Here is a 23,364-nt window from a genome sequence, read left to right on the forward strand (position 1 = left end):
GACGGCTAGAGGATCTCCTGCACGACATCCCACACTTCGGAGGCGATCTCGTGCTTGCTGGCGGGTCCGGCGTCGACCACGTGGCTCGATCCCCGGCGCAGGATGTGGACGGTGTTGTGGTCCTGGCCGAACGTCTTGTCGGCCCCGACCTCGTTGACGACGAGCAGGTCACAGCCCTTGCGGGCCAGCTTGTCGCGGCCGTGGTCGAGCACCGTGCCCGACTCGTCCCCGGTCTCGGCCGCGAAACCGACGATCACCGGGCTCGCCCCCTCGCCACGCGCCTCGACGAGGCCGGCGAGGATGTCGGGGTTGCGCACGAGCTCGATCGTCGGGGCAGCGTCCGGGTCGTCCGCGTCGTGCGTCTTCTTGATCTTGGCGTCGGCATAGTGCGCGGGCCGGAAGTCGGCCACGGCAGCGGCCATCACCACGACGTCAGCGTCCTTGGCGGCGGCCTCGACGGCCTCCTGCAGCCCGCGTGCCGTCTGCACGGCCACGACGGTGACGCCTGCGGGCGGCTCGAGGGTCGCGTTGGCGGCCACCAGCGTCACCTCGGCGCCGCGGCCGGCCGCGACGGCGGCCAGTGCGTAACCCTGCTTGCCCGAGCTGCGGTTGCCGAGGTAGCGCACCGGGTCGAGCGGCTCCCTCGTGCCCCCGGCGGAGACCACGACACGGCGCCCCTCGAGGGCACGTGACTCCCCCGCGCGTATGCCGCGTGCCTGTGCCGCGTCGCCGGCAGCCGGTGAGCGGGTGTCGGGTCGGCCGTCCGGACGAGCCGCGTGCGGGTGCCCGGCGTGCGCCAGGATCCGGGCGCACACGGCATACAGGTCCTCGGGCTCGGGGAGACGACCTGGACCGGTGTCGGCGCCGGTGAGCCGGCCGGAGGCCGGGGGGATGACGTGCACCCCCCGCTCGGTGAGGGTGGTGACGTTGGCCTGCGTGGCAGGGTGGTCCCACATCTCGGTGTGCATCGCCGGCGCCATCACGACGGGGCAGCGAGCGGTCAGCAGGACGTTGGTGAGCAGGTCACCGGCGAGGCCGTGGGCGGCCTTGGCGAGCAGGTCGGCGGTCGCCGGGGCGACGACCACGAGATCGGCGGTCTGCCCCAGCCTGACGTGGGGCACCGACGCGACCCCGGACCAGACGTCGGTCTGGACCGGCTTGCCGGACAGCGCCTCCCACGTGGGGGCGCCGACGAAACGCAGGGCGGACTCGGTCGGCACGACGGTGACGTCGTGACCGGACTCGGTGAACAGGCGCAGCAGCGAGCAGGCCTTGTAGGCCGCGATGCCGCCGCTCACGCCGAGGACGATGCGCGCCATCGCGCTGTGGCCCCGTGGTCCCTCGCCGGCCCCGCCTGCGCCTCAGCTCTCGATCGGCTCGGAGGTGAGCAGGCCTTCGTTGATCTCGCGCAGCGCGATCGACATGGGCTTCTCGTGGACCTGGGAGTCGACCAGCGGGCCGACGTGCTCGAGCAGGCCCTCCTGGAGCTGGCTGTAGTAGGCGTTGATCTGGCGGGCGCGCTTGGCCGAGTAGATGACCAGGGCGTACTTGCTGTCGGCCTTGGTCAGCAGGTCGTCGATCGGCGGGTTGGTGATGCCGATCGGGTTGGCGACGGTTCCAGACACGGAGTACTCACTTCTGTTGGAGATACGGCTGTTCGGGGTACGGCTGTGGGTCAGGCGCAGCCGTGGTCACTGACGCGGGCGTCAGTGCGATCTCAGCAATGATACGAGTTCTTCGGCCGCACGACGAACGTCGTCGTTGACGATGGTGACGTCGAACTCGTCCTCGGCGGCCATTTCGACCTTCGCGGTCTCGAGTCGGCGGGTCCGCTCATGCTCGTCCTCGGTGCCCCGACCGACGAGACGGCGCACCAGCTCGTCCCAGCTCGGTGGCGAGAGGAACACGAAGAGCGCCTCGGGCATGGTGTCGCGGACCTGGCGGGCACCCTGCAGGTCGATCTCGAGCAGGGCCATCCGGTGCCCCGCCAGGGCGGACTCGACCGGGCCACGGGGTGTGCCGTAGTGGTTGCTCCCGTGGACGACGGCGGACTCCAGGAGCTCGCCGTCGCGCTCCATGCGGGCGAACTCGGCCTCGTCGACGAAGTGGTAGTGCACGCCCTCGACCTCACCCGGTCGCGGGTGCCTGGTGGTGGCCGAGACGCTCAGCCACACCTCGGGGAAGTGCTCGCGCACGTAGGCGGAGACGGTGCCCTTGCCGACCGCGGTCGGCCCGGCGAGCACGACGAGGCGGTGCGGCCGGTCATCGCCCCGGGGGCTGCCGGCCGCCGGAACGGACTCGCTCACGCCTCGTCGAAGCGGGTGAGCAGAGCCGAGATCTGGTTGGCGCCGAGGCCACGGACGCGGCGGCTCTCGGAGATGCCGACCTCCTCCATGATCTGGCGGGCGCGGACGCGCCCGACGCCCGGCATCGACTCCAGAAGGGCGGAGACCTTCATCTTGCCGACGACCTCGTTGGCCTTGCCGTCGCTGATGACGTCCTTGAGGGATCCCTGCGCGTACTTCAGGCGGTTCTTCACAGCGGCGCGCTCACGACGGGCGACGGCGGCCTTCTCGAGGGCCGCGGCTCGCTGCTCCGGGGTCAACGGTGGAAGGGCCACGGCACTACTCCTTGCGCAATCGGACCGTCCCAGGTCCGGTGTTGTGGGCTGAGCTTTCGACTCTAGCAACCAGCGCGCCGGCTGGCTCCCCGAGGGTGCCCGTGTCGGACGGTGTCAGTTGCTGCCGAGCAGCGCGGCGAGGGTCTCGCTCGTGCTCAGCGCCCGCTCGCGCAGACGCGACACGTCCGGTCCTGCCGACAGCACGTCGCGGCTGCTTGCGGGCAGGACGTGGGGCAGGGCGTCGCCGAACACCTGGCGCAGGTCGTCGCTCGTGCCACCCTGCGCGCCGACGCCCGGCGCCAGGAGCGGGCCGTTGCAGCCGGCGAGGTCGAGCCCCAGCTCCTCGACGGCCGAGCCCACCGTGGCACCCACCACCAGCCCGACGCTGCCGAGGTCACCGCACTCGCGGGCGGTGGCGTTCTCGGCCGCTGCCCCCTGCACCATCGTCTCTGCGACGCTCACGTCGCGCAGGCGGGCGTGCTGCACGGTGCGCCCCTCGGGATTCGAGGTCAGCCCCAGGACGAAGACGCCGCGACCGGTCTGGGCGGCCAGGTCGAGGGCGGGCCGCAAGGACTCGAACCCGAGGTAGGGGCTGGCCGTGATGGCGTCCGCCGGGGCGACCGCGTCCTTGCCGAGGTAGGCCTCGGCGTAGGCCGCCATGGTCGACCCGATGTCCCCGCGCTTGGCATCGAGGATCACCAGGGTGCCGGCCTCGCGCAGCGCGGTGATCGCCCGCTCGAGCACGGCCACGCCACGCGAGCCGAAGACCTCGAAGAAGGCGGACTGTGGCTTGACGACCCCGACGTGCCCGGCGAAGGCCTCGACACAGGTCTCGGTGAACGCCTCGAGCCCGGCCACGTCGTAGCCCAGTCCCCAGGACTCCACCAGGGCCCGGTGCGGGTCGATCCCGGCGCAGAGCGGACCGTGCGTCCTGATGGCGCTCTGCAACCGCTGACCGAAGGTCGTCGTGCCCGTCACCTGTGTCATCTCCTCGGCCACCGCCGTCACGCCACCCTTCCATGGGCCACACCGATTGCATCGGTGAAGCGTTCGAAACCCTTGTCCCCCAACAGCTCTCGCAACTCCCTGCCCACGCGGACGGGTGCGCTGGGGTCGTTGAACGTCGCCGTCCCGACCTGCACCGCACTCGCCCCGGCAGCGACCAGCTCGAGCGCGTCGCGCCCGGTGCGCACTCCCCCGACGCCGATGATCGGCACCGTCGGGAGCCGGCCCTCGAGCATCGCCGCCCGCGTCTGCCAGATCGCCCGGACGGCCACCGGGCGAACGGCCGGGCCGGACAGGCCACCGGTCACGCCCGCCACCTGGGGCCGCAGCCGGTCGGTGTCGATGACCATGCCCAGCAGGGTGTTGATCATCGTCAGGCCAGTGGCGCCCGCCTTCACGCTGGCCTGGGCCACGCTGACGATGTCGGTGACGTCCGGCGTCAGCTTGGCGAAGATCGGGACGTCCCGGGGCAGCTGCTCGCGCACGAGGGCGATGACCTTGGCGCTGGCCATCGGGTCGCAGGCGAAGACGAGGCCGCGGTTGGCGACGTTGGGACAGGAGATGTTGACCTCGACCCCCACGACCGCGTCGAAGGCGTCGCTCGCCCTCAGCGTGGCTGCCACGTCGGCGAACTCGCCGCTGGTGTTGCCGGCGATGGAGACCAGCACCCGGGCGCCCTGCGCCTTGAGCCACGCGAGGTCCTTGTCGACGAAGGCGCTGATGCCAGGACCCTGCAGGCCGATCGAGTTGAGCATGCCCGACGGCGTCTCGGCCATCCGGGGCGTGCCCCGCCCCGAGCGCGGGTCGGCCATGACCGACTTGGTGACGAAGGCACCGAGCTCGCGCAGGTCGAAGAACCGGGCCAGCTCGCGTCCGTTCGCCGCGCAGCCGCTCGCCGTCATCATCGGGCTGGGCAGCACCACGCCGCCGAGGTCGACGGACATGTCGACGGCGGGCGCGGTCGTCGCGTCACCGCCGGCCTGGGTCGCGTCACGGGTGGCGGACGCAGCGGCCGCGTCGTGAGCGTCCTCGGTGTGCCGGATCGACGTGAACAGCCCCATCAGTGACCTCCCTGCCTCGGCGCACCGACGGTGTCGGCGGGCACGCGGCACCAGCCGTCGTCGAAGGCGTCCCACCGGACGCGGTCGCCGCGGAACACCGGACCCTCGACGCACGAACGCACCATCCGCGTGACACCGTCGTTGCCCTCGACCGGCATCACGCAGGTCATGCAGACCCCGACGCCGCACGCCATCGACTCCTCGACCGCGACCTGCGCGACCGCGCCGTGGGCCGTGGCCACGTCGGTGATCGACTTCAGCATGCCCATCGGCCCACAGCCGTAGACCACGGCGGCACCGCTGCGCGTGATCACCTCGGGCAGCACGTCCGAGACCCAGCCCCTGGTGCCGGCCGAGCCGTCGTCGGTGGTCACCGTGACGGCGTCGGCCGCCCGACGTGCCTCGACGACCCCGAACAGCTTCTGCTCCGTGGCCGCGCCCAGGACCATCTCGACGTGGCAGCCCCGTTCGCGCAGCGCCTCGGCGAGCCAGAAGAGCGGTGCGCTGCCGTAGCCGCCGCCGACGAGGACGCAGGGCACCGGTTCCTGGGGCAGCGGGAACGCCCGCCCGAGGGGGCCGACGATCGACACCTCGTCGTGGGCCCGCAGGTCCGCCAACCACCGCGTGCCGGCCCCGACTGCCGAGATGACGACGTCGACCGTGCCCCCGTAGGTGCCCGACGGGCTCACCTTGTGGATCGAGAAGCACCGGCGCAGCAACGTGGCGCTGGTCTCGCCGCCCACCGCGAGCGCCACGAACTGGCCGGGGCGGGCGTGCTCGGCCAGGCCGGGTGCCACGAAGGTCAGGTGGTGGTAGGCGCCCGCCCGGCGTGACGCGATGAGCTCACCCGTGACCTGCACGACCCCCGCACTCACCGGGTACCCCGCAGCCCGTAGAGGTCGAGGTCCCGCGCGTGCTCCTGCAACGGCTTGACGGTGAACTCGCCGGCCAGCTGGGCCTCGATGCCCTGCACCGCTGCCGCGAGCTCCTGCACCGTCGTCACGATCGGCCGGTCCATCGAGGTCGTGGCCGCGCGGATCGCGTAGCCGTCGGCGCGGGCGTTCGGGCCACTCGGGGTGTTGACCACCATGGCGATCTCGCCGGCCAGGATGAGGTCGACGATGCTCTGCTCGCCCTCGTCGCGCTCGCTGTGCTTGTGCACGACCTCCGAGGGGATCCCGTTGCGGCGCAACACGTCTCCGGTGCCGGTCGTCGCGACGATCGTGAACCCCAGGTCGGCCAGCCGCTTGACGGGGAAGATCATCGCGCGCTTGTCGCGGTTGGCGACGGACACGAAGATCTTGCCCTCACGGGGCAGTCCGGACCCGGCGGCGAGCATGCCCTTGGCGAACGCCGTGCCGAAGTCAAGGTCGATGCCCATGACCTCACCCGTCGAGCGCATCTCGGGGCCGAGCAGGCTGTCGACGACCAGGCCCTCGCGGGTGCGGAACCGCTTGAACGGCAGGACCGCCTCCTTGACCGCCACCGGGGCGTGGCTCGGCATGGTGCCACCGTCACCGGTCGGCGGCAGCATGCCCTCGGCCCGCAGCTCCTTGATGCTGCTGCCGAGCATCACCCGGGCGGCGGCCTTGGCCACCGGCACCCCGGTCGCCTTGGCGACGAAGGGCACGGTCCGGGAGGCCCGCGGGTTCGCCTCGAGCACGTAGAGGATGTCCTGGGCCAGGGCGAACTGGACGTTCATGAGGCCCCGGACGCCGATCCCCTCGGCCAGCTTGAGGGTGGCCTCGCGGACCCGCTCGAGCTCGCCGACGCCGAGGGTCACCGGCGGCAGCGTGCAGGCCGAGTCGCCGGAGTGGATCCCGGCCTCCTCGATGTGCTCCATGATCCCGCCGAGGTACATCTCGGTGCCGTCGTAGAGCGCGTCCACGTCGATCTCGATGGCGTCGTCGAGGAAACGGTCGACGAGGACCGGGTGCTCCGGGCTGGCGACGGTCGCGCGGGTGACGTACGTCGCGAGGGTCTCGTCGTCATACACGATCTCCATGCCTCGACCGCCGAGGACGTAGGAGGGCCGCACCAGGACCGGGTAGCCGATCTCGCGGGCGACCGCGACGGCCTCGGCCGCGCTGTAGGCCGTGCCGTGCTTGGGCGCGGGGAGGTTCGCCTCGGCCAGGACCCGGCCGAAGGCCCCACGGTCCTCGGCGAGGTCGATGGCCTCGGGGCTGGTGCCGACGATCGGCACCCCGGCCTCCTTGAGCGCCTTGGCGAGGCCCAGCGGCGTCTGGCCTCCGAGCTGCACGATGACGCCCGCGATGGGACCGGCCTGCTGCTCGGCGTGGACCACCTCGAGGACGTCCTCGAGGGTGAGCGGCTCGAAGTACAGGCGGCTGCTCGTGTCGTAGTCGGTGGAGACGGTCTCGGGGTTGCAGTTGACCATCACGGTGTCGTAGCCGGCATCGCGCAGTGCGAAGCTCGCGTGCACGCAGGAGTAGTCGAACTCGACGCCCTGCCCGATGCGGTTGGGACCGCTGCCGAGGATGATGACGGCCTCACGCTCCCGCGGTGCCACCTCGGTCTCCTCGTCGTAGGTGCTGTAGTGGTAAGGCGTGGTGGCCGCGAACTCGGCGGCGCAGGTGTCGACGGTCTTGTAGACCGGGCGCACCCCGAGGGCGTGCCGGACCCCGCGGACCACGGCCTCCGGCATACCGCGCAGGGAGGCGAGCTGCACGTCGCTGAAGCCGTGCCGCTTGGCCAGCCGCAACAGCGCCGGTGTCAGCTCCGGGGCGCTGGCGACCCGGTCGGCGACCGAGTTGATGAGGGCCATCTGGTCGAGGAACCACGGGTCGATGCCGGTCGCCTCGTGGACCTCCTCGACGGACAGGCCGCCGCGCATCGCCTGCTGGACCGTGACGATCCGCCCGTCGGTGGGCGTCTTGGCGGTGTGCAGGTACGAGCGGGCCTGCTCCTGGCTCGGGCGCGGACCGTCCCAGTGGAACGTGCTGTCCTTGCGCTCCATCGACCGCAGGGCCTTCTGCAGCGCCTCGGTGAAGTTGCGGCCGATCGACATCGCCTCACCGACCGACTTCATGGTGGTCGTGAGGGTCGTGTCGGCGGCCGGGAACTTCTCGAAGGCGAACCGCGGCACCTTGACGACGACGTAGTCCAGGCTCGGCTCGAACGAGGCCGGGGTCTCGCGGGTGATGTCGTTCGGGACCTCGTCGAGGGTGTAGCCGATCGCCATCTTGGCGGCGATCTTGGCGATGGGGAACCCGGTGGCCTTGGACGCCAGGGCGCTCGACCGGGACACCCGCGGGTTCATCTCGATGACGATGATGCGGCCGTCGACGGGGTTGACGGCGAACTGGATGTTGCAGCCGCCGGTGTCGACGCCGACCTCGCGGATCACGGCGATGCCGATGTCGCGCAGCCTCTGGTACTCGCGGTCGGTCAGGGTCAGCGCGGGGGCGACGGTGATCGAGTCGCCGGTGTGCACGCCCATCGGGTCGAGGTTCTCGATGGAGCAGACCACCACGACGTTGTCGGCGTGGTCGCGCATGACCTCGAGCTCGTACTCCTTCCAGCCGAGGATCGACTCCTCGAGGAGGACCTCGGTGGTCGGGCTGTACTGCAGCCCGGCCCCGGCGATGCGGCGAAGGTCGGTCTCGTCGTAGGCGAAGCCCGACCCGAGGCCGCCCATCGTGAACGACGGGCGGACGACGACGGGATAACCGAGCTCCGTTGCCGCACTGAGGCATTCGTCCATCGAGTGGCAGATGACCGACTGGGCGGACTCGGCCCCGCAGCGCTCGACGACGCCCTTGAACTTCTCGCGGTCCTCGCCGAGCTGGATGGCCTCGACGTTGGCGCCGATGAGGGGGCAGCCGTACTTCTCGAGCACCCCCGCCTCGTGCAGCGCGATGGCGCAGTTGAGCGCGGTCTGGCCGCCCAGCGTCGCCAGGACAGCGTCGGGACGCTCCCGGGCGATGATCGACTCCACCACCTCGGGGGTGATCGGCTCGACGTACGTGGCGTCGGCGAACTCGGGGTCGGTCATGATCGTCGCCGGGTTGGAGTTCACGAGGATGACGCGGATGCCCTCCTCGCGCAGCACCCGGCAGGCCTGGGTCCCCGAGTAGTCGAACTCGCAGGCCTGGCCGATGACGATCGGCCCCGACCCGATGACCAGGACGCTCTTGATGTCGTCGCGCTTCGGCATCAGGCGCGGTTTCCCTTCTCGTTGTTGCTCATGAGCTCGACGAATCGGTCGAAGAGGTAGCCCGCGTCGTGCGGGCCGGCCGCCGCCTCGGGGTGGTACTGCACCGAGTAGGCCGGCAGGTCGAGGCACTCGATCCCCTCGACCACGTCGTCGTTGAGGCACACGTGGGAGACCCGCACCCGCCCGTATGCCGTGCCCTCGGCGTCCGCGGGCGCGGTCACCTCACCGGTCGTGGGCGCGTCGACCGCGAACCCGTGGTTGTGCGCGGTGACCTCGACCTTGCCGGTCGTGCGGTCCATCACCGGCTGGTTGATGCCGCGGTGGCCGTACTTGAGCTTGTAGGTGCCGAACCCCAGCGCGCGTCCGAGGAGCTGGTTGCCGAAGCAGATGCCGAAGAACGGGATGCGCGCGTCGAGCACCTGGCGCAGCACCGCCACCTCGGCGTCCGCGGTCGCCGGGTCGCCCGGACCGTTGGAGAAGAAGACGCCGTCGGGGCCGCCGTCCCCCACGGCCTTGATGTCGTTGATCGTCGCGGTGGCCGGCAGGACGTGCACCTCGATGCCCTGCTGGGCCATGAGGGCCGGTGTCATCGCCTTGATGCCGAGGTCGAGCGCCGCCACGGTGAACCGCTTCTCGCCCACGGCAGGCACGACGTAGGCCTGCTCGGTCGTCACCTCGGCGGCCAGGGCGGCACCCTTCATCAGCGGTGCGTTCGTCACCGCCGAGAGCAGCTCGTGCAGCGGCAGGTCCGCCTGGCTGCCGGAGAAGATCCCCACCCGCATCGCCCCACGCTCGCGAAGGTGACGGGTCAGCGCGCGGGTGTCGATGCCGCTGATGCCCACGACGCCCTGGTCGCGCAGCTCGTCCTCGAGCCCGCGACGGCTGCGCCAGTTCGAGGGCCTCAGCGCCGGGTCGCGCACGACGTAGCCCGCCACCCAGATCCTGCCCGACTCGGCGTCCTCGTCGTTGACACCGGTGTTGCCGACGTGCGGCGCCGTCATGACGACCACCTGCCGGTGGTAGCTGGGGTCGGTGAGCGTCTCCTGGTAGCCGGTCATCCCGGTGGAGAAGACGGCCTCGCCCACGGTCTGCCCCTGCGCGCCGTAGGCCTCACCGTGGAACGCGCGACCGTCCTCGAGGACCAGCACCGCGGCCCCGCGTTCGAGGTCGAGGTCGAGGTCGAGGTTGTTGCCGGACAGTGCGGTGGGGCTCATGAAGTCGGGTGTCCTTCGGTCGCAGGCGGGTTCGGCTGGTCTGGCTCGCTGCTGTGCCACCACAGGGCCGACTCGACCTTGTCGACGTCGGCGCGGTAGCGCGGCAGGAAGCCGGTGTCGTAGAGGTCACCCTCGGGGGTCTTCCAGCGGATCACGAGCATCCGGTTGGCGCCCACGACCTTGCCCGCCATCCCCCGGTCGCGGCGGACAGAGACCAACCGCGACGCGGGGATGATGACGGTCGACTCGCCCTGGCGCTCGATGCGCACGAGCTGGTCGGTGCTGCCCCGCTGGACCGTGAGGGTGGCCCGTGCCCGGTTGCCCAGGCCCTCGGTGACCACGCGCTCGAACCGGTTGTCGGCAGTGGCGGTGCTGACGTAGGTGCCCTCGACGACGACCCGGGCGACGCGCTCGTCGTGCAGCGAGGGCGCCTCGGGCGTGCCCCCGTCGGTGCGACGCCGCTCGGCGGCGATCGCCGCCGAGGCGTGCTGGCGCCGCTTGCGCACCCACCCGGCATACAGCACCGCGTAGATGAGGCCCAGTGCCACGAGCATGACGCCGACGGCTTGCAAGCGGGTCACGCGATGGCTCCCTTCTGGGCCGTCACGCGACCGCGCAGCACGGTGGCGTGCACGGCACCGCGCAGGGTGCGTCCGTGCCACGGGTTGTTGCGCGACAGCGAGAGTGACGCGCTCCGGTCGACGGTGACGTCGGCGGTCGCGTCCACGAGGGTCAGGTTGGCGGGCTCGCCGACCGCGAGTGGCCGGCCGTGCCCGCTGAGCCCCGCGATCGCCGCCGGGTTGGCGGACATGACGCGGGCGACGCCCGACCAGTCGAGCAACCCGCCGCGGACCATCACGTCGCTGACGACCGACAGGGCGGTCTCGAGGCCGAGCATCCCGAAGGCCGCCTCGGTGAAGGCGTGCTCCTTGTCGTGACGGGCGTGCGGGGCGTGGTCGGTGGCGACGGCGTCGATGGTGCCGTCGGCGAGCGCGGCCCGCAGTGCCTCGACGTCCTCCTGGGGACGCAGCGGCGGGTTGACCTTGAAGACGGGGTCGTAGCCACGGAGCAGGTCCGTCGTGAGGACCAGGTGGTGCGGCGTGACCTCGGCCGTGACCGCGATGCCCTGGGCCTTGGCCCAGCGCACCACCTCGACGGTGCCGGCGGTCGACACGTGGGCGACGTGGACGCGCGATCCCGTGTGCCGGGCCAGCATGACGTCGCGGGCCACGATGCACTCCTCGGCGATGCCGGGCCAGCCGGGCAGCCCCAGCCGTCCCGAGAGCTCGCCCTCGTGGGCGCACGCCTGCGGTCCGGCCAGGTGGGGGTCCTGGGCGTGCTGGGAGACGACGCCGCGGAAGGCACGGACGTACTCCAGGGCCCGGCGCATCATGCGGGCGTCGTGGACGCACCTGCCGTCGTCGGAGAAGACGGTCACCCCGGCGCGAGAGCGGTGCATGAGCCCCAGCTCGGCGAGCTCCTCGCCGTCGAGACCCTTGGTCACGGCACCGACAGGGACCACGTCGACCAGGCCCGCAGCCCGACCCAGGTCGAGGATCCGCTCGGCGGCCTCCGCCGTGTCGGTCACCGGGCTGGTGTTGGCCATGGCGAGGACGGCCGTGAAGCCCCCGACGGCGGCAGCGGCCGAGCCGCTCGCGATCGTCTCGGCGTCCTCGCGGCCGGGCTCGCGCAGGTGGGTGTGCAGGTCGACCAGGCCGGGCAGAGCCACGAGGCCGTCGGCGTCGAGGACGTCGGCACCCTTGGCGGACCGGATCGAGCCGACCTGCGTGATGACGCCGTGCTCGACCAGGACGTCCTGGGCACCCTGTCCGAGCAGGTCGGCACCGGTGATGAGCAACGTGGCCATCAGGCCTCCCCTCCTTCGCCGCCGGCCAACAGGTGGTAGAGCACCGACATCCGCACCGCGACGCCCGCGCTCACCTGGTCGAGGATCAGCGACTGTGCGCCGTCGGCGGCGTCGGCGGCGATCTCGAGACCGCGGTTCATCGGGCCGGGGTGGCAGATGACGGCCGCGGGGTTGGCGGCGGTGAGGGCCTCCAGCCTGGCGCGGGTCAGGCCGTAGCCGACGGTGTACTCGCGGGCCGTCGGGAAGAACCCCCCGCTCATGCGTTCGCGCTGCACCCGCAGCATCATCACGGCGTCCACCTCGGGCAGCACGGCGTCGAAGTCGTGGCTCAGCTCGAAGCCGTCGGCTGCCGCCCAGGCGGTGATGCCGCTCGGCATGAGGGTCGGTGGCGCGACCAGGGTCACCCGGGCGCCCAGCGTCCGGAGCGTGATGAGGTTGGAGCGCACCACCCGTGAGTGCGTGAGGTCGCCCACGATGGCCACGTGACGGCCCTCGAGGTCACCGAGCCGGCGCTGCATCGTGTAGGCGTCGAGCAGGGCCTGCGTCGGGTGCTCGTGCGTGCCGTCGCCGGCGTTGATGACGTGGGCGTTCACCCACTGGCTGACCTGGTGGGCGGCTCCGCTGGCGTGGTGGCGGATGACCATCGCGTCGACGCCCATGGCCGCGACGGTGAGGACGGTGTCGCGCAGCGACTCGCCCTTGGAGGTCGAGGACCCCTTGCCGCTGATGTTGATGACGTCGGCGGACAGCCACTTGCCCGCGATCTCGAAGCTGCTGCGGGTGCGCGTCGAGTCCTCGAAGAACAGGTTGACGACCGTGCGGCCGCGCAGCGTGGGGAGCTTCTTGACGTCGCGCTGCTGGATGCCGTGCATCTCGGCGGCAGTGTCGAGGATGGCGCGCACCTGCTCCCGGTCGAGGTCGGCGGACGACAGCAGGTGCCGCCGGGTCCTGCTCGGGGCTGCGGGCTCGCGGGCGCCGGGGTCGCTCGCGGTCGTGAGGGTCATCGGGTCTCCCCTCCGGCGATGGTGACCTGGTCCTCGACCTGGTCGGGCTCGCTCAGTCGCACGCGGACCTTCTCGCTGCTGGAGGTCGGGAGGTTCTTGCCCACGTGGTCGGCGCGGATCGGCAGCTCTCGGTGACCGCGGTCGACCAGCACGGCGAGCCGCACGATGCGTGGCCGCCCGAGGTCGGACAGCGCGTCCAGGGCAGCGCGGACGGTGCGCCCGGAGTACAGCACGTCGTCGACGAGCACCACGACCTTGTCGTCGATGCCGCCCGGCGGGATGTCGGTGTGCATCGGGCTGCGGGTCGGCTGCCGCCGCAGGTCGTCGCGGTGCATCGTGACGTCGAGGGCGCCGACGGCCACCGGCGTGCCCTCGACCTCCTCGATGAGGGCGGCCAGCCGGCGGGCCAGGGCCACCCCGCGCGTCGGGATGCCGAGGACCACGAGGTCGGCGGCCCCCTTGTTGTGCTCGAGGATCTCGTGCGCGATGCGCCGCAGGACGCGGGCCACGTCGGCCTCGGTCATGACGGTGCGCGAGTCGTCGGTGGATGCGTCGACGGGGACGGGAGCCACGGGCTCGACCGAGGGTGCAGCAAAGTCAGGACGCATCAGCGTCAGGACCTCCTTCCCTGCCTCACAGGACAGGTCGTTAAAGGATGTCGTTCGTCGGCCACCATACCCGGTGACGGGGGCACCCGGCATACCGGCCCGCCGAAGGCGTCCACGCAGCTGGCGCGCCATCGAGGGCGCGGCGCACTCGTGGCAGAAACGCCACGATTGCACCCGCACCGCGGCCAGGCACGTTGATTCGTGACGGAAACGCCACGATGTCGGGTCGGGCGCGCGTCAGGGGAGCAGGCGCTGCATCGCCACGCGCCGTCCCGCCTGGGGCAGACCAATCCGTGCCTCGGCGGCCAACAACGGCGCCATCCAGTCCGGGTCCGGGATCTCTGCGAAACCCAGGCGAGCGTAGAAGGGTCCGTTCCACGGGACGTCCGCGAAGGTGCGCAGCGTCACCCGGTCGTACCCGCGAGAGGCCGCCTCACGACATACCCCCTCGACGAGCGCGGTGCCCAATCCGCGCCTGACCTGCCGGGGCAGGACAGCCAGCTGCTCGAGGTGCGCTCGCCCGTCGAGGTCGAGGACGTGGGCGAACCCCACGACCGGCTCCCCCACCACGAGCAGGAAGCCCGGCTCAGCTGCCCTGTCCTCGCCGGTGTCCGGGTGGCCCCATCGGGAGGTGTCCACCACCTCGTCGAACATCCGGTCGGCCGCCGCCTCGATGCCCTGCAGCAGGGAGAGGTCGGCCGCGACCGCGGGACGGACCAGCACGGTCAGGCGAGGGTGGGCTTGACCTCGGCGAGCCGGCCGAGCAGGCCGTTGACGAACTTGGGGCTGTCGTCGGTCGACAGGCTCTTGGCGAGCTCGACCGCCTCGGTGATGGCCACGCCCTCCGGGACCTCGGTCGAGTAGAGCACCTCGAACGCCCCGAGCCGCAGGATGGCGCGATCGACGCTGGGCATCCGGTCGAGGGTCCAGCCCTGCGAGTACGTCGCCAGCAGCTCGTTGATGTCGGTCCAGTGCGACACCACACCCTCGACCAGGTCGGCGGTGTACTGGTTCAGCGGGGCCTCGGTGACCGGCTTGGCGAGCCGCTCTGCGAGCAGGTCACGAGCGTTCATGCCGCGCTGCTCGGCCTCGAACAGGAGGTCGATCGCGCGTTTGCGTGCCTTGGTCCTTGCAGCCACTCAGTTCACGCGGCCGAGGTAGGAACCGTCGCGGGTGTCGACCTTGACCTTGGTGCCCTGCTCGAGGAACAGCGGGACGTTGATCGTCGCGCCGGTCTCGAGGGTCGCCGGCTTGGTGCCGCCGGTGGAGCGGTCGCCCTGCAGGCCCGGCTCGGTGTAGGTGATCTCGAGGACGACCGAGGCGGGCAGCTCGACGTAGAGCACCGTGCCGTCGTGGGTCGCGACCTGCGCGGTCTGGTTCTCGAGGAGGTAGTTCGCTGCCTCGCCCACGGTGGCCTCGGGGATGTGGATCTGGTCGTAGGTCGACCCGTCCATGAAGACGAAGTCGGCGCCGTCCTTGTAGAGGTACTGCATGTCGCGGCGGTCGACGTTGGCGGTCTCGACCTTGGTGCCGGCGTTGAACGTCTTGTCGACGACCTTGCCCGACAGGACGTGCTTGAGCTTGGTGCGCACGAAGGCCGGCCCCTTGCCGGGCTTGACGTGCTGGAACTCCACGACGGACCACAGCTGGCCCTCGAGGTTGAGGACCAGGCCGTTCTTCAGGTCGTTGGTCGATGCCACGGGTGTGTGTCGCTTTCCATCAGCCGGTATGCCGCGTGGCTGAGCGCGCGCGGCAGTTCGGGAAGTGTTCGGTGGGGATCGCCGGCCAGTCTAGCGGCCGGCCCCACACACCCCGAATCGCTGCTGCCCAGGGCAGCCCGGACTCGCTCAGACGCCGATCGTGAGGTTGGCGACGAAGCCGTTCGTGAGGTCGCCGGTCACGGTGGCCAGCTGGTAGATGCCCCCGTCGTCGCCGAAGACCATGTCCCTCGTGAGTGAGGTCTGGGCGAGGTTGCTGACGCTCTGCTCGTAGCCCGGCGTGGCGTAGACCGCGGTGCAGGCCGCCTCGGGGAGCGCGATCTGGCTGGTCTTGACGATCTGGCCGCTGCTCGTCGCCTGGTCGAGCGACTGGTAGACCTCGAAGTGGATGTGCGGCCAGCGACCGGAGTACGCCGCGGGGAAGATGCTCGTGAACGTCGCCGTCCCGGAGCTGTTCGTGGCCTGGACCCCGCGCAGGTAGTTCTCGTCGGTGGCGGCTTGGGAGTAGAGCGAGTACTGGCCGTCCCGGTCGCAGTGCCACAGGTAGACGGCGGCTCCCGACAGTGCGGCGTACCCGTTGCCGGCGTCCGTGACCGTGAGATTGATGGTGAGGGGCACGCCCTGGGCCTTCGTGGTGGACGACCCGAAGCTGCTGGTGATGTCGGACCGCACGATGCCCGAGTCGTCGAGGACGTTCGGACCGTTGGACCCGTCCCCCGGGTAGGGGCCACCGGTCTCGTCGGGGACCTCGGCCTGGGGGGTGCTGCCGCTGGTGGCGCTGCCCGACGACGAGGACGACGACGAGGACGAGGACGAGGACGACGAGGTGGACGACGACGAGCTCGACGAACCCGACGTGGCGCCCGGGTCGGCACCACAGGCAGCCAGGGCCGCCGTCGCCCCGAGCCCGCCGAACAGGCCGAGGAGGCGGCGCCGGTCCACCAGGGTCTGGACGTCGAACTCGAGGCCGCGGTCGTGCCGCTCGTCGTGCGGGTTGCCGAAGTGGTCGGTGCCGTGGTCCTCGACGGCTGCGTGGTCGCTGCGCTGGCTGCTCATGGTCACACCCTGACGGTCGCACCCGGCGGGCGGCTGTGGCCTTCCTGTGCGGTCCCTGTGGAGCTCAGGGAAGGCGTGGTGGGAGCAGTGAGGCCAGCCCGTCGACGAGCCGCGCGGTGGTCGGAGCCGGCGTCCCGGCACGGGCCGCCGCCCGCAGCACGGCACCGCCGATCGCATCCAGCTCGGGCGTGCGTCCGGCGGCGGCGTCCTTCTGCATGGAGCTGCGCATGTCGGCGGGCACCTGCTGCAGGAACGCCAGGACGGCGTCCCGGTCCACGGCGACCCCCTCACCGCTCGCCGCGTCGGCGATCTCACCGACGACGGCCACGATGCCGTCCCAGTGCTCGGCGCGAGGGACCCCCCAGGGCGCGGCGAAGGAGGTGGTGAACAGGGCGATCGGCGCGAGGACGCTGAGCTTGTCCCACAGGATCTGCCGGTCGTCGTCACGCACGGTCGTGGTGAGCCCTGCGTCGGCCAGTGCGTCGGCGACCAGCTTGACCTGCGCGGGGTCGGCCTGGCCGGCGGCCAGCTCGACGAGCGCGAAGGGCGACCGGTGCACTACCACACCGGGGCTCACGCGCTCGGACTCGACCCGGATCGTGCCGGTGGCGACGTGGGTGGGTCCGTAGCGCGCCCGCAGGAGCTCCACGTGGTCCAGCCCGTTGAGGAACGGCAGCACGAGAGCGTCCCCCAGGCTGCCGGGCGGCACCAGGTCGAGGGCCCAGTCGAGGGCCGTGGCCTTGACCGTGACCAGCACGAGGTCGGGCGGCGCCTCCAGCCGCGGCTCGGCAGCCACGGTCTCGACCGAGTCGCCGAAGACCTGGCTGCGGAGCTCGAGGCCGTGGCGGCGCAGGTGGTCGGCCGTGCGGTCACGGGCCAGCACGGTGACGTGGTGGCCGGCGCGGGTCATCAGCACCGCGAGGAGCCCGCCGACGCCACCAGCGCCGAGCACCGCCACCTCGAGCCGGTCCGTCATGCTCCCGACGGTACCCCCGTTCAGGTGCGCGAGACCTCGGCGTACGCCGCCTGCAGCAGGGCGGGATCGGGCCCCTCGAGCCTGACCGGCCGGGCCAGCCCGGAGAGCACCACGAAGCGCAGCATCGACCCGCGCGACTTCTTGTCGCGCTTCATCGCCTCCAGCAGGGCGGGCCACTTGTCGCCGCGGTAGGTGGTCGGCAGCCCGAGCGACGTGAGGATCGCGCGGTGCCGGTCGACCAGGTCGTCGTCCATCTTGCCGGCCAGCCGGGCCAGCTCGGCGACGTAGACCATCCCGATCGACACGGCTGCTCCGTGCCGGAACGCGTAGCGCTCGACCTGCTCGACGGCGTGCCCGAAGGTGTGCCCGTAGTTGAGGATCTCGCGCAGCCCCTGCTCGGTGAGGTCCTCGCCCACAACGTCGGCCTTGACCCGGATCGCCCGCTCCACGAGCTCACGGACGTGCGTGCCCGACGCGGAGCGGACCCCGTGGGGGTCGGCTTCGATGAGGTCGAGGATCACCGGGTCGGCGATGAAACCGCACTTGACCACCTCGGCCAGCCCCGCGACGAAGTCGTGGGTCGGCAGGGTCTCGAGGGTGTCGAGGTCGCACAGGACCCCTGCCGGAGGGTGGAAGGCGCCCACGAGGTTCTTGCCCTCGGGGGTGTTGATGCCGGTCTTGCCGCCCACCGCCGCGTCGACCATGGCCAGCAACGTCGTCGGCACGTGGACGACCTTGATGCCCCGCAGCCAGGTCGCCGCCACGAACCCCGCGAGGTCGGTCGTCGCCCCGCCGCCGACGGCCACGATCGCGTCGGACCGGGTGAAGCCAGCCTGCCCGAGGACGCCCCAGAGAAAGGCGGCGACCTGCGAGGTCTTGGCCTCCTCGGCGTCGGGCACCTCCGCGGCATACGCCTCGAAACCCTTGGCCAGCAAGGCCTCGCGCACGCCTTCGCCGGTCGCGGCAAGCGCCCGGGGGTGCACGACGAGGACGCGCTGCACTCCCTCGCCCACCAGGGCGGGCAGCTCGTCGAGCAGGCCGGTGCCGACCACCACGTCGTAGTCGCCGCCGACGCTGATCCGGGTGGTGGTCATGCCTGCGCCTCCAGCAGCTCGACGATCTGGGCGACCACGGCCGCGGGCTTGCGACCGGCGGTGTCGACGCGCACGGTGGCGAGTCGCTCGTACGTGGGGCGGCGCTCGTTCATCATCTTGGTCCACGACGCCCGGGGGTTGACCGCGAGCAGAGGGCGGCTGGCGTCGAAGCCGATGCGGCGCGCGGCGTCGGCGATCCCGACGTCGAGGAAGACGACGGTGTGACCGCCCAGCGCCTGCTGGACGACCGGGTCCATCGGCGCCCCACCGCCGAGCGACACGATGCCGTCGTGCTCGGCCAGCGCGCGGATCACCTCGGTGCGCTCGAGGTCGCGGAAGTGTGTCTCGCCGTGGTCGACGAACAGGTCGGCGATCGACTGGCCCGCGCTCGCCTCGATGGCGGCGTCGGTGTCGTGCCAGGCGACGCCGAGGGCGCCGGCGAGCCGTCGGCCGATCGTGCTCTTGCCCGCCCCGGGCGGTCCGATGACGACCGCGCGGGGCCTGCGTGCCTCACTCACCACGTGCGCATCGTCCCGGGGATGGAGGCGAGGTATGCCGCGTGGTTGCGTGCCGTCTCGGTCACCGAGTCGCCGCCGAACTTCTCGACGCACGCCTGCGCGAGGACCAGCGCCACCATCGCCTCGGCCACCACCCCGGCGGCCGGCACGGCGGAGACGTCGGAGCGCTGGTGGATGGCCTTGGCGGCCCCCTCCCCCGTGGTGTCGATCGTGTCGAGTGCGCGGGGCACCGTCGAGATCGGCTTCATCGCGGCGCGCACCCGCAGGACGTCACCGGTCGACATCCCACCCTCGGTGCCACCGGCGCGACCGGTGCGACGCTGGATGACGCCGTCGTCGTCGCGGTCCATCTCGTCGTGGGCGGCGGACCCGCGGCGCGCGGCGGTGCGGAAGCCGTCGCCCACCTCGACGCCCTTGATCGCCTGGATGCTCATCAGGGCCCCTGCGAGCTGCGCATCGAGGCGACGGTCCCAGTGCACGTGCGAACCCAGCCCCGGGGGCAGCCCGTAGGCCAGCACCTCGACGACTCCGCCGAGGGTGTCGCCGTCGCGCTTGGCGGCCTCGACCTCGGCGACCATCGCGGCCGACCCTTGCGGGTCGAGGGTGCGCACCGGGTCGGCGTCGATCTGCTCGACCTGGTCGGGAGTCGGCAGGGCGGCGTCGTCGGACACTCCGGCCGTGCCCATCGAGACCGTGTGGGAGACCAGCCGGATGCCGTACGCCTGCTCCAGGAAGCGCGAGGCCACCTCACCCAGGGCCACCCGGGCGGCCGTCTCGCGAGCCGAGGCCCGCTCGAGGACGGGCCGGGCGTCGTCGAAGCCGTACTTCTGCATCCCGACGAGGTCGGCATGGCCCGGGCGCGGCCGGGTCAGCGGCCGGTTGCGGGCGATCTCCTTGTCGGCGTTGACGTCGTCGCTGGCGGCGAAGTCCTCGGCCGAGACCGGGTCGGGTGACATCACGGTCTCCCACTTGGGCCACTCGGTGTTGCCGATCCGGATCGCGACAGGCGACCCCATCGTCACCCCGTGCCGGACACCGCCGAGGAACTCGACCTCGTCCTGCTCGAACTTCATCCGGGCGCCGCGGCCGAACCCCAGGCGTCGCCGGGCCAGGGCGGCGGCGACGTCCTTGGTCGTCACCTCGACGCCGGCCGGCAGCCCCTCGATCGTCGCGAGGAGGGCCGGGCCGTGGGACTCACCTGCGGTCAACCAGCGGAGCATGGCTCGATCCTCCCATGCAGCCCGCGACGTCCTGCGGCTAGGCCACCCACTGGAACTCGAGCGCCAGCGCGACGAACGCGCCCGCCAGCATCGAGGGTCCGTAGGCGATGTGCGACCGCAGCCCGGCTCGCCGCCCCACCAGGAACACGACCGCCACCAGGCCGCCGACGAGGAACCCGGCGAGGACGCCGAGGGCCGCCGTGCCCACGCCGGCCCACCCCAGCACGAGCCCGATGACGCCGGCGAGCTTGACGTCGCCGTACCCGATCGAGCCCGGTGAGACGACGGCGAGCAGCAGGTACACGGCATACAGGCCTGCCATGCAGGCGAGCGCGCGCACGAGCGCGCCCCAGTCCCCCAGCCCCGCCGTCGCCACGACGAGCAGCACCAGCAGCGCCGGGTAGGCAGGCAGCACCAGCCCGTCAGGGAGGCGGTGGACGTCCGCGTCGATCCAGAACAGCCCCACCGCGAGCCACGCGAAGAGCAGGTATGCCGGGATGCCGGCCCACCCGGCGGCGTCACCGACGCGCCAGGCGAGGAACGCCCAGAGGGCTCCCAGCGCGAGTCCCGGCCACCACCAGCGCCGCAGGGGGGACGAGGGTTCGTCGGACTCGATGCGATAGCCACCGGTCGCCAGCACCCGGCCGGTGAGACCGCCGAGCAGCGCCCCCGCGACGGCGAAGGCGACGACGAGCCACCAGGGGGTTCCCGCGCCGGAGGCGAGCTGCACCACCGACATCAGCGCCCCAGAGCCTGGCGACCCGCGGCGTACATCGCCTGGACGGGTGGGGTGGTGCCGGTGAAGAGCCGGAACTGCTCGGCGGCCTGGTAGACGAGCATGTCGAGTCCCGAGACCACCGCGAGACCCGCGGCGGAGGCCGCCGTCGCGAGTGGCGTCGGCCAGTCGGCGTAGACCACGTCCATCAGGGTGCCGTGCAGGCGACGCCCGGCGAGCGGGGCGGCGGCTGCCTCGGCCCCCTCGGGCGGCAGCGTGCTGACGACGAGCCGGTGGGCCCCCGAGGCCGTCCAGTCGGCGAGCGGCACKACCTCGACGGCGATCCCCGCGTGGACGGCCAGCCGGAGCGTCTCGGGCCGCGCCGTGCCCCTCACGGCCAGGGCAACCCGCTCGACGCCGAGGGACGACAGAGCCAGCAGCGCGGACCGAGCCGTGGCGCCACCGCCGAGCACCGTCGCCGCACCGTCGTGGGGCACGTCGGCCAACGCCGCCTCGATCCCCCGGACGTCGGTGTTGTGCCCGTCCCAGCCGAGGTCGTCGCGACGGACCAGCGTGTTGACCGCGCCGGTGGCCCGGGCGGTGCGGGACACGGTCGTCGCCACCTCGAGGGCGACCTCCTTGAGGGGCATGGTGAGGCTGAGCCCGCGCCAGCTGTCGTCGAGCGCCGCCACGAAGCCGGCGAGCTCGTCGGCGGCCACCTCGTGGACGGCGTACGACCAGTCGGTCAGGCCCGTCGCGCGGTAGCCGGCCGCGTGCAGGGCCGGTGACAGCGAGTGGGCTACGGGCCGCCCGAGGACGGCGGCGTTCAGCACCGGTCGCTGTGCTGGCGACACCACGCCTGGAACTCCTGCACGTTGCGCTGGTGCTCGGCGGTGGTGGTGGCGAACTTGGTCTCACCCGTGTCGGGGTCGGTCGTCACGAAGAACAGCCAGGTGCCCTCGGCGGGGCTGGCGGCAGCGGCGATCGACGCGGCCCCGGGACTGTTGATGGGCCCGGGGGGCAGCCCCTGCACCTTGTAGGTGTTGTAGGGGCTGGGGCTGTTGCGGTCGGCGTCGCTGGTGCCGGCGCGGCCCCGCTTCTGCACGGCGAAGTGCACCGTGGAGTCCATCTGGAGCAGGCCGTAGTTGGGCGCCGAGACGGTCTTGATGCGGTTCTCGATGACGCGGGCGACCTTGGCGCGGTCGGCGTCACCGCTGACCTCTCCCTCGACGATGGAGGCGACGATGAGCGTGCGCTCCATGTCGGCCTCGGCCACCCCGGCCTTCTCGAGCTCGGAGACGGTCTTGGCGACCATCGTCTTGAGCTGTTCCGCAGCCGTCGACTTGGCGGGGAACTCGTACGTCGACGGGAAGAGGTAGCCCTCGAGGTTGCCCTTGGCGGTCGCGGGCAGGCCCAGCGCCTGCGGGTCCTTCGCCGCCGCGGCGTACTCGGCCACGGGCAGACCGGTCCCCTTGGACAGGGCCGCGAAGACCTCCTTCTTCCACAGCCCCTCGCGGATGGTGACGCGGGGGACGCTGCGGTTTGCGGTGTCGACCAGGACCGCCAGGGCGTCCTTGGCCGTCATCTGCTTCTTGAGCGTGTAGGTGCCCGGCTGGATCGACGCCGACCGGGCGTCGGCGTTGGCCGCCTCGAGGAAGGCCTTGGACGTCTTCACGACGCCCGCCTTCTCGAGGGTCGCGCCGATGGCGCGGCCGGTGTCGCCGTCGTTGACGACGACCTGCACCTCGCCCGAGCCCGGGCCCGGGTAGTCGTTGCTCTCGAGGAAGCCGTCGACCACCGGACGGAGCACGGTGTAGGCCGCGAACGCGGCAACGGCAACCAGGGCGATGGCGATGAACAGGCACCCCATCCGGCGACCGCCGCGCCTGCGTGGCTTGGCGGCCGCGCGTCGCTGGGCGCGACTGACGAGCGGCTCCTCCGCACTCCGTTCGTGCTGGGCCTGGTCGTCGTGCTGCCCCCCGAAGATCGAGTGCTCCAGGTGGGGCTCGGTCATCGGCGCCTGTCCTTCGTCCGGGGCTTGCGCCCTCCTGTCCTCACCAGCTCGCCGGGCGGTCGCCCGGAGCTGCGCTCCGCGTCGAGGGCGGCCTGCAGGATGAGGACTGCAGCGGCCTGGTCGACGACCGCACGGTGCTTGCGTCCGTCGACCCCGCTCTCGCGGAGGCTGCGGTGCGCGTCGACCGTCGTGAGCCGCTCGTCGACCAGACGAACGGGCACGGGGGCGATCTGCTCCGCCAGCCGCCCAGCATACGTGCGCGCGGTCTGCGCAGCGGCACCTTCGTCGCCGGCAAGGGTCCTGGGCAGGCCCACGACGACCTCGATCGCGGTCACCTCGGCGACCAGGCCGGCGAGCTCGAGCAGGTCCCCGGGGTGCTCGGCGTCCGCCTCGGGGTCGCGCGGCACGGTGCGGACGGGGGTCGCCAGCAGCCCCGACGGGTCGCTCGCGGCCACCCCGACGCGGACGCTGCCGACGTCGACGCCGAGGCGTACGCC

General features: G+C 71.9%; 25 protein-coding genes. All 25 read right to left on the bottom strand.

Annotated features, from left to right (window positions below):
* Positions 1-5: 5 nt before the first annotated feature.
* On the bottom strand, positions 6-1,319 hold the full coding sequence (locus AC1DV7_RS05705) for a bifunctional phosphopantothenoylcysteine decarboxylase/phosphopantothenate synthase (protein ID WP_477595452.1): 1,314 nt from the start codon (positions 1,317-1,319) through the stop codon (positions 6-8).
* Between the two features lie 42 nt (positions 1,320-1,361).
* Positions 1,362-1,625, bottom strand: coding sequence for a DNA-directed RNA polymerase subunit omega (gene rpoZ / locus AC1DV7_RS05710; RefSeq protein ID WP_477595454.1), 264 nt, complete (start codon positions 1,623-1,625; stop codon positions 1,362-1,364).
* Positions 1,626-1,706: 81 nt separating this feature from the next.
* A complete protein-coding gene (gene gmk, locus AC1DV7_RS05715; protein ID WP_477595456.1) occupies positions 1,707-2,306 on the bottom strand; it encodes a guanylate kinase in 600 nt (199 codons plus the stop codon).
* Positions 2,303-2,620, bottom strand: a complete 318-nt coding sequence (gene mihF, locus AC1DV7_RS05720; protein ID WP_477595457.1) for an integration host factor, actinobacterial type — start codon at positions 2,618-2,620, stop codon at positions 2,303-2,305. Before mihF ends, gmk begins: the two co-directional genes overlap by 4 nt.
* Positions 2,621-2,734: 114 nt before the next feature.
* Positions 2,735-3,607, bottom strand: a complete 873-nt coding sequence (pyrF, locus tag AC1DV7_RS05725; protein ID WP_477595503.1) for an orotidine-5'-phosphate decarboxylase — start codon at positions 3,605-3,607, stop codon at positions 2,735-2,737.
* Between the two features lie 17 nt (positions 3,608-3,624).
* Entirely contained in the window at positions 3,625-4,686 is a 1,062-nt protein-coding gene (locus tag AC1DV7_RS05730) for a dihydroorotate dehydrogenase (RefSeq protein WP_477595459.1), read from the bottom strand.
* A complete protein-coding gene (locus tag AC1DV7_RS05735; RefSeq protein WP_477595461.1) occupies positions 4,686-5,561 on the bottom strand; it encodes a dihydroorotate dehydrogenase electron transfer subunit in 876 nt (291 codons plus the stop codon). The genes AC1DV7_RS05730 and AC1DV7_RS05735 overlap by 1 nt, the downstream gene beginning before the upstream one ends.
* Positions 5,558-8,863, bottom strand: a complete 3,306-nt coding sequence (gene carB, locus AC1DV7_RS05740; protein WP_477595463.1) for a carbamoyl-phosphate synthase large subunit — start codon at positions 8,861-8,863, stop codon at positions 5,558-5,560. Before carB ends, AC1DV7_RS05735 begins: the two co-directional genes overlap by 4 nt.
* On the bottom strand, positions 8,863-10,077 hold the full coding sequence (gene carA / locus AC1DV7_RS05745) for a glutamine-hydrolyzing carbamoyl-phosphate synthase small subunit (RefSeq protein ID WP_477595465.1): 1,215 nt from the start codon (positions 10,075-10,077) through the stop codon (positions 8,863-8,865). Before carA ends, carB begins: the two co-directional genes overlap by 1 nt.
* Positions 10,074-10,658 carry a PH-like domain-containing protein gene (locus tag AC1DV7_RS05750; protein WP_477595467.1) on the bottom strand — a complete coding sequence of 195 codons (585 nt, stop codon included), beginning with the start codon at positions 10,656-10,658 and terminating at the stop codon, positions 10,074-10,076. The genes carA and AC1DV7_RS05750 overlap by 4 nt, the downstream gene beginning before the upstream one ends.
* Positions 10,655-11,944, bottom strand: coding sequence for a dihydroorotase (locus AC1DV7_RS05755; protein WP_477595469.1), 1,290 nt, complete (start codon positions 11,942-11,944; stop codon positions 10,655-10,657). Before AC1DV7_RS05755 ends, AC1DV7_RS05750 begins: the two co-directional genes overlap by 4 nt.
* Positions 11,944-12,948, bottom strand: coding sequence for an aspartate carbamoyltransferase catalytic subunit (locus tag AC1DV7_RS05760; protein WP_477595471.1), 1,005 nt, complete (start codon positions 12,946-12,948; stop codon positions 11,944-11,946). The genes AC1DV7_RS05755 and AC1DV7_RS05760 overlap by 1 nt, the downstream gene beginning before the upstream one ends.
* On the bottom strand, positions 12,945-13,556 hold the full coding sequence (gene pyrR / locus AC1DV7_RS05765; RefSeq protein WP_477595473.1) for a bifunctional pyr operon transcriptional regulator/uracil phosphoribosyltransferase PyrR: 612 nt from the start codon (positions 13,554-13,556) through the stop codon (positions 12,945-12,947). Before pyrR ends, AC1DV7_RS05760 begins: the two co-directional genes overlap by 4 nt.
* Before the next feature lie 237 nt (positions 13,557-13,793).
* On the bottom strand, positions 13,794-14,279 hold the full coding sequence (locus tag AC1DV7_RS05770; protein ID WP_477595475.1) for a GNAT family N-acetyltransferase: 486 nt from the start codon (positions 14,277-14,279) through the stop codon (positions 13,794-13,796).
* A 2-nt stretch (positions 14,280-14,281) separates the two neighbouring features.
* Positions 14,282-14,695 (bottom strand): transcription antitermination factor NusB, encoded by a 414-nt coding sequence (nusB, locus tag AC1DV7_RS05775; RefSeq protein WP_477595477.1) that lies wholly within the window; start codon positions 14,693-14,695, stop codon positions 14,282-14,284.
* Positions 14,696-15,256 (bottom strand): elongation factor P, encoded by a 561-nt coding sequence (gene efp / locus AC1DV7_RS05780; RefSeq protein ID WP_477595479.1) that lies wholly within the window; start codon positions 15,254-15,256, stop codon positions 14,696-14,698. It lies immediately after the preceding gene.
* A gap of 147 nt (positions 15,257-15,403) precedes the next feature.
* Positions 15,404-16,330 (bottom strand): intradiol ring-cleavage dioxygenase, encoded by a 927-nt coding sequence (locus AC1DV7_RS05785; RefSeq protein ID WP_477595481.1) that lies wholly within the window; start codon positions 16,328-16,330, stop codon positions 15,404-15,406.
* 64 nt (positions 16,331-16,394) lie between these two features.
* Positions 16,395-17,306 carry a ketopantoate reductase family protein gene (locus AC1DV7_RS05790; protein WP_477595483.1) on the bottom strand — a complete coding sequence of 304 codons (912 nt, stop codon included), beginning with the start codon at positions 17,304-17,306 and terminating at the stop codon, positions 16,395-16,397.
* 20 nt (positions 17,307-17,326) lie between these two features.
* Positions 17,327-18,400 carry a 3-dehydroquinate synthase gene (aroB, locus tag AC1DV7_RS05795; RefSeq protein WP_477595485.1) on the bottom strand — a complete coding sequence of 358 codons (1,074 nt, stop codon included), beginning with the start codon at positions 18,398-18,400 and terminating at the stop codon, positions 17,327-17,329.
* Entirely contained in the window at positions 18,397-18,918 is a 522-nt protein-coding gene (locus AC1DV7_RS05800) for a shikimate kinase (RefSeq protein WP_477595487.1), read from the bottom strand. The genes aroB and AC1DV7_RS05800 overlap by 4 nt, the downstream gene beginning before the upstream one ends.
* The gene (gene aroC / locus AC1DV7_RS05805) at positions 18,915-20,138 is read right to left on the bottom strand and encodes a chorismate synthase (protein WP_477595489.1); all 1,224 of its coding nucleotides are present in this window, start codon (positions 20,136-20,138) and stop codon (positions 18,915-18,917) included. Before aroC ends, AC1DV7_RS05800 begins: the two co-directional genes overlap by 4 nt.
* Before the next feature lie 37 nt (positions 20,139-20,175).
* Entirely contained in the window at positions 20,176-20,877 is a 702-nt protein-coding gene (locus AC1DV7_RS05810) for a prepilin peptidase (protein WP_477595491.1), read from the bottom strand.
* Complete coding sequence (locus AC1DV7_RS05815; RefSeq protein WP_477595493.1) at positions 20,877-21,710, bottom strand: shikimate dehydrogenase; 834 nt, start codon at positions 21,708-21,710, stop codon at positions 20,877-20,879. Before AC1DV7_RS05815 ends, AC1DV7_RS05810 begins: the two co-directional genes overlap by 1 nt.
* Positions 21,680-22,867 carry an endolytic transglycosylase MltG gene (gene mltG, locus AC1DV7_RS05820; protein WP_477595495.1) on the bottom strand — a complete coding sequence of 396 codons (1,188 nt, stop codon included), beginning with the start codon at positions 22,865-22,867 and terminating at the stop codon, positions 21,680-21,682. Before mltG ends, AC1DV7_RS05815 begins: the two co-directional genes overlap by 31 nt.
* On the bottom strand, positions 22,864-23,364 hold a 501-nt coding region (ruvX, locus tag AC1DV7_RS05825; RefSeq protein ID WP_477595497.1), incomplete at its 5' end, for a Holliday junction resolvase RuvX. The genes mltG and ruvX, both read right to left, overlap by 4 nt.

Source organism: Pedococcus sp. P2_E4 (genome assembly GCF_056403935.1).

Bases quoted from the DNA above. Each gene is read 5' to 3' on its own strand.
- AC1DV7_RS05705 (WP_477595452.1), bottom strand. From the start codon at position 1,319: ATGGCGCGCATCGTCCTCGGCGTGAGCGGCGGCATCGCGGCCTACAAG.
- pyrF (WP_477595503.1), bottom strand. From the start codon at position 3,607: ATGACACAGGTGACGGGCACGACGACCTTCGGTCAGCGGTTGCAGAGC.
- AC1DV7_RS05730 (WP_477595459.1), bottom strand. From the start codon at position 4,686: ATGGGGCTGTTCACGTCGATCCGGCACACCGAGGACGCTCACGACGCG.
- carB (WP_477595463.1), bottom strand. From the start codon at position 8,863: ATGCCGAAGCGCGACGACATCAAGAGCGTCCTGGTCATCGGGTCGGGG.
- carA (WP_477595465.1), bottom strand. From the start codon at position 10,077: ATGAGCCCCACCGCACTGTCCGGCAACAACCTCGACCTCGACCTCGAC.
- AC1DV7_RS05755 (WP_477595469.1), bottom strand. From the start codon at position 11,944: ATGGCCACGTTGCTCATCACCGGTGCCGACCTGCTCGGACAGGGTGCC.
- AC1DV7_RS05760 (WP_477595471.1), bottom strand. From the start codon at position 12,948: ATGACCCTCACGACCGCGAGCGACCCCGGCGCCCGCGAGCCCGCAGCC.
- pyrR (WP_477595473.1), bottom strand. From the start codon at position 13,556: ATGCGTCCTGACTTTGCTGCACCCTCGGTCGAGCCCGTGGCTCCCGTC.
- AC1DV7_RS05785 (WP_477595481.1), bottom strand. From the start codon at position 16,330: ATGAGCAGCCAGCGCAGCGACCACGCAGCCGTCGAGGACCACGGCACC.
- AC1DV7_RS05790 (WP_477595483.1), bottom strand. From the start codon at position 17,306: ATGACGGACCGGCTCGAGGTGGCGGTGCTCGGCGCTGGTGGCGTCGGC.
- aroB (WP_477595485.1), bottom strand. From the start codon at position 18,400: ATGACCACCACCCGGATCAGCGTCGGCGGCGACTACGACGTGGTGGTC.
- aroC (WP_477595489.1), bottom strand. From the start codon at position 20,138: ATGCTCCGCTGGTTGACCGCAGGTGAGTCCCACGGCCCGGCCCTCCTC.
- AC1DV7_RS05810 (WP_477595491.1), bottom strand. From the start codon at position 20,877: ATGTCGGTGGTGCAGCTCGCCTCCGGCGCGGGAACCCCCTGGTGGCTC.
- mltG (WP_477595495.1), bottom strand. From the start codon at position 22,867: ATGACCGAGCCCCACCTGGAGCACTCGATCTTCGGGGGGCAGCACGAC.